We start from the raw sequence: 12,606 nt of genomic DNA on the forward strand, positions 1-12,606 counted from the left end.
TTTTTTGCAACTATTATAAAAATACATAAAAATGGGCATTCACTTGTGATGAATGCCCATTTTCCTTTGGCGAATTGGAGTATTATTTAATGGTTAAACCAAAGATGTCTTTTCTGAAGTGTCATTATAAATTTCTGTATCCAGTTCTTTTGTGATACGGCTTGATACAATACCGGACACCATAGAACCACTTACATTCAGCGCAGTACGTCCCATATCAATCAACGGTTCTACTGAAATCAAAATACCCGCAAGTGCTAACGGCAAATCCATAGCAGATAATACAATGATTGCTGCAAATGTTGCACCACCGCCAACACCGGCTACACCAAATGAACTGATCGCAACGATTAAAATAAGCATTGCAATAAACCCTGGTGTAAACGGATCAATTCCAACAGTCGGCGCAATCATAACAGCCAACATTGCCGGATATACACCAGCACAACCATTTTGACCAATGGATAAGCCAAAAGAACCTGCAAAGTTGGCAATTCCTTCTGGAACGCCTAAACGTTTTGTTTGCGTTTGAAGATTTAACGGTAATGTAGCTGCACTTGAACGTGATGAAAATGCAAATAATAAAGTTTCAGCAACTTTTTTCACGTATAATACCGGATTTAAACCTGTCAACGAAACAATTATTAAATGTACAATAAACATTGCAATCAACGCTGCATAAGAAGCAATGACAAATTTGCCTAAATCGGCAATTGCACCGAAGTTGCTTGTAGCAACCGTACGTGCCATAATCGCCAATACCCCATATGGCGTTAATTGCAGAACGATGCGTACAACGCCCATTATGAGACCATAAATGGCATCGACGCCTTTTTTCACTGTGTTTGCTGTTTCCTCATCTTTTCGTTGAAGTTGTAAATAAGCAAATCCTAATAAGGCTGCAAAAATTACAACCGCAATCGTTGAAGTGGAACGGGCACCTGTCATATCAAGAAATGGGTTGGCAGGGAACATTTCCAAAATATGCTCTGGCAATGTTTTTACATTTTCAGCTTTTTGCACAATTTCCTCTCCACGTGCAACTTCAGAGTCCCCTTGCATGATTTGTGAAGCATCCAAATCAAAAATGGCTGTTGATAAAATACCTAAGGATGCAGCAATGGCAGTTGTACCAATTAGCACAGCCAAAATGATGCTTGCAATTTTCCCTAAATTTTTTCCTATTGTTACTTTCGTAAATGCCGCCAAAATTGAAATAAATACTAAAGGCATTGCAACCATTTGCAATAATTTTACATAACCATTCCCGATGATATTAAACCATGGCATCGTTTTTGTTATCGTTTCTGAACCAAATCCATAAATCCATTGCAGAACAGCTCCAAATATTACCCCAATAGCTAACGCTATAAACACTCTGTTTGAAAATTTTACATTTTTTTTCTTTAAAAAATATAAAAAGACCAACAAGCCTATTAAAATAGCAATATTTACTATGATTCCCATCACTTAGCCTCCTTTTATATGAACAAACTTTATAATACATCTTTATTCCGATAAGTCAAGTAAGATTAATATAATTTAAATTTTCTATAATTTTTAGTGTTTAATTGTTTACAAAAGAACCGTTTTTGATTAGAATAATTTTAAAATAAAACTTATTATAAATAATTGATATTGATTATCAATTACTATAAAAATGGAGGTTTGAAACTGAAATTCATTATCACAAGGAGGATTTTATGGATAACAGTAATCGAGAAAGTTTCTCACTAATTGAGAATATAAAACAACATCAGGAACTAATCGCAGCTATTATAAGCGGAGTCATTATATTAATGGCGTGGAAATTAGAAAAAGAAGGCTTATCAACAGCTTCGGTATTTTCATATATAATCGCTTTTATTATTGGTGGTTATGCGAAAGCAAAGGAAGGAATCCTTGACACTATAGAAAATAGAACATTAAATGTGGAGTTATTGATGATTTTGGCAGCCATCGGTTCAATGACAATCGGCTACTGGACAGAGGGTGCCATATTGATCTTCATTTTTTCCTTAAGCGGCGCCCTTGAAACTTATGCAATGAATCGTAGTCATCGTGAAATCTCATCCTTAATGAATTTGCAACCAGAAGAAGCATGGCTCGTACGAGGAAATTTTGAGCCGATGAAAGTACCCGTATCTACTTTAAAAGTAGGCGACCATCTGTTAATTAAACCGGGAGAAAGAATTCCTGCAGATGGTGAAATCATAAAAGGCTCTTCATCTGTTGATGAATCAGCCATAACAGGTGAATCTATTCCCGTTTCCAAAAATGTAGGTGATGAAGTTTTCGCAGGTACCATTAATTTAAATGGCACCATTACAATTAACATGACAAAACCAAATTCTGAAACGCTTTTCCAAAAAATTATTACGCTCGTACAATCAGCACAAAGTGAAAAATCCCCTTCCCAACTATTTATAGAAAGATTTGAAAATCTCTATGTAAAGTGTGTTTTAATTGCCGTTTTAATTATGATGATTCTTCCACACTACCTATTTGGTTGGGACTGGAATACAACTTTCTATAGAGCAATTGTGTTACTAGTTGTCGCTTCACCTTGTGCCCTTGTTGCATCCATTATGCCCGCTACACTCGCAGCAATCTCAAATGGTGCACGACATGGCATTTTACTAAAAGGTGGCGTCCATTTAGAAAATTTGAGCGTCATTAAATTACTTGCAGTTGATAAGACTGGAACACTAACGGAAGGAAAGCCGTCAGTAACCGATGTGATTGTCCGAGAAGATTTGGATACGAAAGAAACGCTTCAAATTATTGCATCTATTGAAGCTCAATCCAATCACCCGCTTGCTCAATCCATTGTTCAATATGCGAAAGAACAACAAGTGGAAATTATCTCCGGCATTGATATTGCTGATGTTCCTGGATTTGGGTTAAAAGGGAATATTCGCGGTCAATCTTACATGATTGGTAAGGGAGATTTTGTAGGAAGCAATGAAGCAAAGACATTTGCGAATGGTGTTGCAGCTCAACTGGCAGAAGAGGGAAAAACCGTTGTCTTTATGAAAGATGAGCAAGGTATTGCCGCATTGATTGCTTTAAAAGACATAATTCGTGATGAAGCGAAAGAAGCTGTTCAAACATTGAAAGAACTTGGAATCAATATTACCATGATTACAGGAGATAATGAAAAAACAGCCAAAACGATTGCGAAAGAAGCAGGGGTAACGGAATATATTGCTGAATGTTCTCCAGTTACAAAAACAGAATTTATTAATAAAGCTTTAAAACAACATCAATACGTTGGAATGGTAGGCGATGGTATCAATGATGCACCTGCCCTTGCAAAATCAACTGTAGGAATTGCTATGGGCGGAGGTACTGATGTAGCATTGGAAACGGCAGACGTCGTATTAATGAAAAACGATTTATCGAAAATTGCCTACGCTATTAAACTAGGAAGAAAAATGCAAAAAATTGTGAAACAAAATGTTATTTTTTCAACAGCAGTCATTGCTTTACTCATCATTTCTAATTTTCTTCAAATCGTCGATCTCCCACTTGGGGTAGTTGGGCACGAAGGTAGCACTATTTTAGTGATCTTAAATGGATTAAGAATGCTCAAAACACAATCATAGAATATTTAGTTGATGCATTGGTTTATATGTAAACAGAAAAGCGGATAACTTAAACCGCTTTTCTGTATAATTGTATGAAGTACAAAATTGCTATGAGTGGAGTGTCTGCTTTGGGAAATTTTTTAATTAGGAGATGTTGCCTTTCTTATTTTCGCAAAATGTCTTTTACGCATTGCTGCATTTAATATTCCACCGAATATTAAAATCATTCCCGTAAAATACAACCAAAGCATAAAAATAATGACACTGGCAATACTTCCATAAGTAAAAGTAAAATTCCCAAAATGTTTCACATAAAAAGAAAACCCGTAAATTAACACTACCCATGAAATAGTTGAAAATACTGTTCCAGGTAATACAGTCACAATGTGAACTCGTGATTCTGTATAAGGTATAACCCAGTACAATAAAAGTAACACAATAAAAATGAGTAGTGGTGGTAAAATCCATTGTACATAATTCCAAAAGTCAACAAATGATGTCTCGACTCCTAAAAAATCGAATAGCAAGTATACATATCGTTGACCAAAAATCGGCACTATTAAAGCAAGCAGCAATATTAAAATTAATAATACTGTAAAGACTAATGACCAAGCTCGGTTTATAATTCCCATCTTTGGCTCTGTTTCATAAGCTTCATTTAACGTTTTAATTATCGCATTCATTCCTCTTGAAGCAGACCACAATGTACCTAATATCCCGATTGATAAAACACCGCCCCCATTATACGTTGTCAATACTTCTACAATCGTTCCTTGGGTCAACATGAAAACTTCAGCTGGTACAATGGTTTGAATAAAACGAAAAACATGTTCTTGATTAATATCCAAAAAAGGTAATGTGGAAACTACGACTAATAACAACGGGAAAAATGATAGTAAGAAGAAGTAAGCTAGTTGCGCCCCCATTCCGGAAATGTCCACTTTCTTCATTCTGATAATGATTTCCTGGACAAATCCTTTAAAAGTCGTAATATCAATTTTTGATTCATCTGGATTAAAAATTGATTGAAACATTAAAACCCATTTTGTTTGCGAAACTTTTGAATCATTCAAGCGCTAGCTCACTTCCCTTCATCCCACATCACATTATTTTTCTTCTTTCGATGAAAAAGCTGCTTTTGTATCTTCGACAATCGCTTGAACGGTACTTGGAATTTCTTTCATTTCATCGATTTTTTCCATAATAAAATTGACATTTTCCGTCGTATCTTCATATAATTTTTGCATTTTTTCTATCTTTTCATAAACGAGTTGTTGGAATTCATCACGATTTTTAGCATAGTAAATAACAGAATCCTTTATATTTTTCATTGTTTCAACGGTATGTTCTCTTGTTTTACGATCAAACATGCTCACTGCGGCACCTACTATTGCACCAATCACAACACCTTTGCATAATTTGCTTTGGCTCATTACCTTCTCCTCCTGTCGATTCATGTAAAGTTTTACTAATAATATTCTATAAGAACTTTTAATCTTTTAAAAGTAAGGGCGAATGCATGGATACAACTTGACAACAATAATATGAAATGAAATGATGATACAAAGCTTAATTGAAAGGTGGCTAAAAAGAGATGAATTTATCAACGCCTTCCAAAGATAATGTGGCGTATATTGTAGAAAAAATTAAAGAAAAATTGAAAATGGTCAATTCGAGCGCATTGCGTTCAGAAGATTTTACAAAAGCTAATTACGAAGATTTGTATGACTTATACGAAATGGTCATGAAGCGTGATTCCTTTAGCCCTAGCGAAATAGAGGCAATCGTCTCTGAATTAGGTTCGCTTCGAAAATAAACCATTTTCATTTTATTAACTACCGCATACTTTTTCCTATTTAATTAATCATTATTCAAATATCTTGTAAAAGGATTCATTATGTTCTTTTAAAGTAAATCATACACTTTAAAAAGGAGCGTTCCACTATGAAACGCTCCTTTACAACAAATTATTTTAATTCGTTTCTGAAGTTGTAGTTTCATCTTTTTTCACGAGTTGTTGAATTAACACTTCAACCCGACGATTTTTCGCTCTACCTTCTGCTGTTTCGTTCGTTGCAATTGGATTGTATTCTCCATACCCTTTTGCACTGAAATATTTAGGATCTAAATTCGGATTTGAATCGATAATTAATTTTAAGAAATTCACTGCCCGCATCACAGATAATTCCCAATTTGATCGAAATTCCGGAGTATTTTGAGGCACATTATCCGTATGTCCAGTAATAACAATATAACGTGGTGGGTCAAATTCTAAAATAGCCGATAACTCCTGAGCAATTGGGATGTTTTCAGGTTTTATATCTGCTTTCCCTGAATCGAATAAAATACTATCACGAATTGTAAGCAGCAATCCCTCATCTGTCATTTTTGCTGAAAATGTATCTTCCAATTCATTGACAGCGATAAAATTTTCAATTTCACTTTGAATTTGTTTAAGTTGAGCTTGGTCTCTTAAATAAGCTTTTTGCTCTACTGTCATTCCATCCGTTCTAGCCGTTGGATTATCAATGACTGAGGTATTTTCCATAAACCCAACGCCGCCATTAAAAATTTCATTGAACACTTGCGACATTTTTTGGAACTTTACTTGGTCAATACTACTGGAAGCAAATAATACAATGAATAACGCTAATAGCAACGTCATTAAGTCCGAATACGGTAAAAGCCATGATTCATTGATTTCTGTTTCTTTTCCACGCTTTTTAGTTCTCTTTGCCAAGACCGCCAGCCCCGCTTTCGTAGAATAGTTTACGCTCTTCATTTGTCAAATACGAAGCTAATTTCTGTTCAATAATACGCGGAGCCTCACCTTCTAATACAGATAAAACACCTTCAATCATTAATCGTTTTTGTCTAGCCTCAAAAGCGGATTTACGTCTTAATTTATTAGCAAATGGATGCCATAATACATAACCAGTGAAAATCCCCAATAATGTTGCAACGAAAGCCGAAGAAACTGCATAACCTAATTTATCGATATTTTCCATATCTCCTAAAGCGGCAATTAGACCGACAACCGCCCCAAGTACTCCGAGTGTTGGAGCATATGTACCTGCTTGCGAAAAAATTTGGGCACCACTTTCATGGCGCTCTACCATCGCTTCAACTTCTTCATTTAATACATCCCGTATGTAATCTGCACTTTGACCATCGATTGCAAGAATTAAACCATTTCGTAAAAATGGATCTTTAATTTCTTGGGCTTCACTTTCCAATGCAAGGAGACCTTCACGGCGAGCTAGGTCTGCCCACTTTGAAAACATTTGAATGATTTCTACATCGCTTACTGTTTTTTGTTCAGTAAAAATTACTTTTAATAATTTAGGGATTCTTTTTAGTTCTTTTCCTGGGAATCCAATCACAACAGATGATATTGTACCAACGATAATGATTAAAAATGCCGCTGGGTTGATTAAAATACTCAAGGACGCCCCTTTTACTATCATCCCGACAAATACCGCAATAATGCCGAGAAAAATACCTATAACTGTAGCTAAATCCATAACTGTACCTCCAAATCTTCCACTACTTTATATTTCGACATTTTCCAATATTTTTTTAAGTATCTTTTTACTAGATAACTATAATAATGAGTAATTTTTATAGAAAATAAATGGTTCATATAATAATTTTCTATTTTCATTCAAATATTATTTTTTATAATTAATAAATATTTATGTAAGGAAATAAAAAATGATACTTTCACATCAAATTTTGCATACTTCCCATTATTGTCTGTCACAATTTCTACAAAAATAGCAAAATAGCGTAACGTTCCTTGGAATTACTAATCCTATTTTTCTCCTAAAACCTTTATAATTATCGTATAGTTATAGTATAATTAATTTAAATCATTATTGTTTTTTAGAAAGGAGTCTAGCAATGGGCTTATTTTTAGCAACTGTAACTGGATATATTGGCATTCTTTTAGTTGCAGTTATGATGTTCATTCACTATTTACGTAAAGGTTTAGATTCCACTTCTTCAGTAAAAGTTGACGCAAAACCATCTGAAAAATTTTAATGCCATAGCACTTGAATGAAAAATCGACAAAACAGGTTAACCTGTATTTGTCGATTTTTTTATCACTTTTTGCTATATTTATTCATATTCAATTCATTTGTATCAACCTATTTCTTATTGCTATAATCGTCCTTAACATCAGAAAGGGGGTTAATAAATGGCATCATTAAATGAGATTTTGCGTTTTAACAAAGAATTCGTTGAAAACAAGCAATATGAACCATATAAAACATCAAAATTTCCAGATAAAAAAATTCTTATATTAACGTGTATGGATACACGTTTAATCGAATTATTACCAAAGGCGATGAATTTGCGAAATGGCGATGCAAAAATTATTAAAAGTGCCGGTGCAATGGTAGCACATCCCTTTGGGGGAATTATGAGAAGCATTTTAGTGGCTGTTTATGAACTACAAGCAGATGAAGTGTATGTAATCGGTCATTATGATTGTGGCATGAGCACTGTTGATCCTTATTTGATGGTTGATCATATGATTGAAAAAGGGATAAGTGAGGAGATAATCAAATCTATTAAGTATTCAGGAATCGATTTGATTGAATGGTTACGTGGATTCGGAGATGTTGAAAAAAACGTATTGAACAGTGTTGACATCATTCGTAACCATCCACTGTTTCCAAAAAATACGCCAGTGCATGGCTTAGTTATGAATCCTGAAACAGGCAAACTTGATTTATTAACAAATGGACATGAATATTTAGAAAACAAACGATACAACGATTGAACATTGAGTCCATCTGCATAGGTCAGGAATTAAACTGGCGAGCGGGTGGACTTTTTGTGCAAGTTTATCTTTTTCAACTTTAAGAAGGTTCTGCACAAGTTGAAGGATTTCCCACACATGTTCGAACATTTCCCGCACGAGCATCGTTCCATCCGCTCAAGTTAAACCATTTCCCACACATGCTCGAACATTTCCCGCACGAGCATCGTTCCATCCGCTCAAGTTAAACCATTTCCCACACATGCTCGAACATTTCCCGCACGAGCATGGTTCCATCCACACAAGACAGACGATTTCCCACACATGCTCGAACATTTCCCGCACGAGCATCGTTCCATCCACACAAGACACACGATTTCCCGCACGAGCATGGTTCCATCCGCTCAAGTTAAACCATTTCCCGCACATGTTCGAACATTTCCCGCACGAGCATCGTTTCATCCGCTCAAGTTAAACCATTTCCCACACATGCTCGAACATTTCCCGCACGAGCATGGTTCCATCCACACAAGACAGACGATTTCCCACACATGCTCGAACATTTCCCGCACGAGCATCGTTCCATCCACACAAGACACACGATTTCCCGCACGAGCATGGTTCCATCCGCTCAAGTTAAACCATTTCCCGCACATGTTCGAACATTTCCCGCACGAGCATCGTTTCATCCGCTCAAGTTAAACCATTTCCCACACATGCTCGAACATTTCCCGCACGAGCATGGTTCCATCCACACAAGACAGACGATTTCCCACACATGCTCGAACATTTCCCGCACGAGCAGCGTTTCATCCGCTCAAGTTAAACCATTTCCCACACATATTCGAACATTTCCCGCACGAGCATCGTTTCATCCGCTCAAGTTAATTCATTTCCAGCACATGTTCTAGCATTTCCCGCTCGAGCTTGACTTCCCTCACACAAGACACACGATTTCCCACACATGCAATATAAAAAATTCGCTCCTAACTAAAATCGCTAATTTTAGGATTTTAGTTAAGAAGCGAACGGTTAACGTTGATTACGAAAATAATCGCTTTGTAAAAGGGCATACATATAATGATCTTCCCAAGATCCGTTAATATACAATAATTCCCTTAATAGACCTTCTCGTTTAAAATTTGCCTTTTCTAAAACCTTCACAGAAGCTATATTTTTGGGTGATACATATGCTTCGATTCTATGTAAATTCACTACATTAAAAGCAAATTGCACAACTTCATTCACTGCTTCTGTTGCAATACCTTGTCCCGTAAATCGTTCGTCGATGGAGTAACCGATAAATGCACTGCTATATGGCAACCTTTTAATCGCATATAAGGAAATATGGCCAATTAATTGTTCCTCATCTTTTGTAAATATCCCAAAGGAATATTCGCGATTTGTACGCTGAAGATGCAATCCTTCTAAAATTTTTCGAAACTGTGCCTCTTCTGTATAATATTCCGCATCATGTAATGGCTCATAAGTTGCCCAAAAATATTTATTTCGCTGTAATAATTCCGCTAATTTTTTTGCATCTGTTTCTACAAAGGTACGTAAATGCAACCTGTCGCTTTCGATTCGAATCACATGATCACCCTTCTTTTTAAATATTTGTAATAGCTTCTTCACCATTGTATTTACCTAATGCCTTTCTTCCATATTTTATAATTCTACTAGCATTTAGTTAGTAGGTTATAAACATGCTAAAGAAACCCAAACTTTACTAGATTGTTTTTGTTCTTGCAGAACCGTAAACTCCATTATTTACCTACTCGATTGTACAATATTATATGCACGTTGAAAGCTGTGCTTGTTTAGTTTTCATCCACATTTCGTTCTCTCTATTCATTTAATCTATTGTTTTCCAAAGTACTATTCGAATATTTTCCTCTTGCTATATTTGTCATATATAAAAGTGAAAAATTTAATTCCTCACTTTAAGTTGTTGAAATAAACGTTTATAATTTTATGGAAAGGAGTGCGAAACATGGGTCGAATGATCGTCATTTTTTGTAGCCTTATAGCAGCGACCATCTATACCTTATATTCTTTTTGGCTACCAATCGAAGGAAAATCCACTATAGCAATTATCAATCGCCTACCACTTCTAATATCGCCTTCTACCTATGTATATATATTTTGGTTCTTTCTTTTTATTCTTTTATTTATTTGGGCAATTAATTATTCAAAGGAGCGTAACTCTGAAACCTTTATTTCGCCTATTCAGACAATTTTCTTTTTGCTCGTGATGATCTTCCAAATACTTTCGATATACTTATGGAATAAGGAAGCATTATTCTACTCCTTTATATGCGTTGGAATCCAACTACTGTCCTTATTCGCACTATATCTTACATATCCGATGCAAGGAGAACATTTGAAAAAAAGAATTCCTATTGCTATTTATTTCGGCTGGATTACTTTTATTTTTATTATCAATACCTGTTATTTACTATTGTATAAAGAATGGCACGGGTTCGGCTTGAGTAATGCTTTATGGGTGGTAATTATATTAACATTTGCCACATTAGTTGCATTGCATTTACGTTATCATCATTATGACACCGCATATCCACTTGTGTTTGTTTGGTCTTTTATAGGAATTGCAATTTCAAACGGATTTGATGAACTATTAGTTACAACTTCATCCCTATTTTTAAGTGGTGTATTAATTGTTGGAGTATTATTTATGAAAAAAAATCCTGTACGTCATTAAACGTTCAGGATTTTTCTGTGAAAATAATTTAATTCCACTTAGCCCATGAATAGCTTCAATCTATTGAGGGTAATATATAAATAACCTAAAAAAGACAATAAGAAAGCAGAGCTACCTAATGGAAGGTAACTTTGTTTAAACTTATTCTTCTTTGGTTATACTAATTAATTAAAGGTTCTTTATAAGGCTCCTTATTAATTAGCATGGAGTAAATGATTCGAAGCATTCGATGCGATATGGCAACGAGTGCTTTTTTCTTTCCTCTTCTTGCAGCAATCGACCAATATTTAGCAGCTAACCAACGATTCCTACTTCTAGAGATTGCCCATGCTACTTCGCACAGTACAGTTTTGATATGAGGATTCCCTTTAGTCGTTTTAGTTGACTTTCGTTTTCCTGCACTTTCATGATTTCCTGGAGCAACTCCGGCCCAAGACGCTAAGTGTTGAGAGGTAGGAAATTGTTCCATGTTCACCCCAATCTCTGCAATAATAATTGCTGCGGAATCCTTTTTAATACCCGGAATCGTTAGTAATAACTCCACTTCTTCTTTATAATTCTTCAGAATTTCATCTATTCTTTCCTCGATTTGGCTGATTAATGATTCTAAATAAACGATGTGTTGCCAAGATTGTTTGATTAGAAAGATTTGATGATCGTTTAAAGTACCGAATAAAGAGTCTGTAATCATTTGTTTTTTGTGCTTCATTCTTCCGTGAATACTATTTTCTACATCAATGGAATCAACATATCCATTTTGAATTAATTTGGATAGAAGTTTTCTTCCAGAAACACCAAACACATCTGAAATAACTGAATTTAGTTTAACATTTGAGCATTCTAATACTTTCAGAATCCTATTTTTTTCTGAAGTCAAATGGCCGATCCATTTTTTACGAAGCCGAGTTAAATCACGAAGGTTTCGTATATCTTCTGGTGGAACAAAACTTTTTTCAATCAGTCCATAACGCAATAACTTCGCAATCCACTCTGCATCCGAAACATCTGTTTTTCTTCCAGGGACATTCTTGATTCTTTGAGCATTCGCTAATGTAATATCAAAGTAATCCTCCAAAATGTTATAAACAGGTTTCCAATAAACTCCAGTACTCTCCATCGCAATGTGCGTAATGCCATGGTTTTCCAACCACTTTAGTAAACGAAAGAGATCCTTTGTTAAAGTGGGGAAAGTTTCTGTTTCAATGAATAATTCATCGTCCTGTTCGCCAATCATGACACAAGCAACAATTGTTTCAGCATGTACATCTAATCCTGCACAACGTGTCATCAGTACATCCAATATAATCCCTCCCATAAAGTAGATTCACAAACAGCGAGTGAATTTGAAATATAAGCATTTTTCTGTACGTAGTCATCATTCCAAATGAATGAGCTAACAATGGGTTGTTCACCAAATCCACTCAAACAGTTTTTTATTCAGGGTATCATCCACCATAAAAGCCTACGTATTGTTAACTGTTTGTGTTATCTACATTATTGGAAAGAAATATCCATTTTCATGCCAG

Annotated in this window: 12 protein-coding genes; 5 read left to right on the forward strand and 7 right to left on the reverse strand. The window is 35.3% G+C overall.

The features are described from left to right. Positions 1 to 93 precede the first annotated feature (93 nt). Positions 94 to 1,467 carry an L-cystine transporter gene (locus NST98_RS09495; protein ID WP_340714998.1) on the reverse strand — a complete coding sequence of 458 codons (1,374 nt, stop codon included), beginning with the start codon at positions 1,465 to 1,467 and terminating at the stop codon, positions 94 to 96. A gap of 236 nt (positions 1,468 to 1,703) precedes the next feature. Here NST98_RS09495 and NST98_RS09500 point away from each other — a divergent pair, with 236 nt between their 5' ends. Continuing rightward, entirely contained in the window at positions 1,704 to 3,608 is a 1,905-nt protein-coding gene (locus NST98_RS09500; RefSeq protein WP_340714999.1) for a heavy metal translocating P-type ATPase, read from the forward strand. A 122-nt stretch (positions 3,609 to 3,730) separates the two neighbouring features. Here NST98_RS09500 and NST98_RS09505 read toward each other — a convergent pair whose 3' ends face one another. Further along, complete coding sequence (locus tag NST98_RS09505; RefSeq protein WP_340715000.1) at positions 3,731 to 4,624, reverse strand: YihY/virulence factor BrkB family protein; 894 nt, start codon at positions 4,622 to 4,624, stop codon at positions 3,731 to 3,733. Positions 4,625 to 4,696: 72 nt separating this feature from the next. Continuing rightward, complete coding sequence (locus NST98_RS09510; RefSeq protein WP_016837896.1) at positions 4,697 to 5,023, reverse strand: YtxH domain-containing protein; 327 nt, start codon at positions 5,021 to 5,023, stop codon at positions 4,697 to 4,699. 161 nt (positions 5,024 to 5,184) lie between these two features. On the opposite strand from NST98_RS09510, the gene NST98_RS09515 reads away from it, so the two are divergent. After that, the gene (locus NST98_RS09515) at positions 5,185 to 5,406 is read left to right on the forward strand and encodes a DUF1128 domain-containing protein (RefSeq protein WP_340705003.1); all 222 of its coding nucleotides are present in this window, start codon (positions 5,185 to 5,187) and stop codon (positions 5,404 to 5,406) included. Between the two features lie 156 nt (positions 5,407 to 5,562). Here NST98_RS09515 and motB read toward each other — a convergent pair whose 3' ends face one another. Both motB and motA read right to left on the reverse strand, forming a co-directional pair. Next, a complete protein-coding gene (gene motB, locus NST98_RS09520) occupies positions 5,563 to 6,330 on the reverse strand; it encodes a flagellar motor protein MotB (RefSeq protein ID WP_016837898.1) in 768 nt (255 codons plus the stop codon). Beyond that, positions 6,314 to 7,114, reverse strand: coding sequence for a flagellar motor stator protein MotA (motA, locus tag NST98_RS09525; RefSeq protein WP_096552293.1), 801 nt, complete (start codon positions 7,112 to 7,114; stop codon positions 6,314 to 6,316). Before motA ends, motB begins: the two co-directional genes overlap by 17 nt. Before the next feature lie 379 nt (positions 7,115 to 7,493). On the opposite strand from motA, the gene NST98_RS09530 reads away from it, so the two are divergent. Together NST98_RS09530 and NST98_RS09535 are read left to right on the forward strand one after the other, a co-directional pair. Continuing rightward, positions 7,494 to 7,634 carry a hypothetical protein gene (locus NST98_RS09530; RefSeq protein WP_172597895.1) on the forward strand — a complete coding sequence of 47 codons (141 nt, stop codon included), beginning with the start codon at positions 7,494 to 7,496 and terminating at the stop codon, positions 7,632 to 7,634. Between the two features lie 157 nt (positions 7,635 to 7,791). Continuing rightward, entirely contained in the window at positions 7,792 to 8,379 is a 588-nt protein-coding gene (locus NST98_RS09535) for a beta-class carbonic anhydrase (RefSeq protein WP_340705000.1), read from the forward strand. Positions 8,380 to 9,390: 1,011 nt separating this feature from the next. On the opposite strand, the gene NST98_RS09540 is transcribed toward NST98_RS09535, so the two are convergent. After that, positions 9,391 to 9,996, reverse strand: a complete 606-nt coding sequence (locus tag NST98_RS09540) for a GNAT family N-acetyltransferase (protein WP_172597896.1) — start codon at positions 9,994 to 9,996, stop codon at positions 9,391 to 9,393. Positions 9,997 to 10,741: 745 nt separating this feature from the next. On the opposite strand from NST98_RS09540, the gene NST98_RS09545 reads away from it, so the two are divergent. Further along, positions 10,742 to 11,080, forward strand: a complete 339-nt coding sequence (locus tag NST98_RS09545; protein ID WP_126434551.1) for a hypothetical protein — start codon at positions 10,742 to 10,744, stop codon at positions 11,078 to 11,080. Between the two features lie 160 nt (positions 11,081 to 11,240). On the opposite strand, the gene NST98_RS09550 is transcribed toward NST98_RS09545, so the two are convergent. Then, positions 11,241 to 12,380, reverse strand: coding sequence for an IS110 family transposase (locus NST98_RS09550; protein ID WP_096549889.1), 1,140 nt, complete (start codon positions 12,378 to 12,380; stop codon positions 11,241 to 11,243). Positions 12,381 to 12,606: the final 226 nt, after the last annotated feature.

The sequence above is a fragment of the Ureibacillus sp. FSL W8-0352 genome, assembly GCF_038004345.1.
Classification (GTDB): domain Bacteria; phylum Bacillota; class Bacilli; order Bacillales_A; family Planococcaceae; genus Ureibacillus; species Ureibacillus thermosphaericus.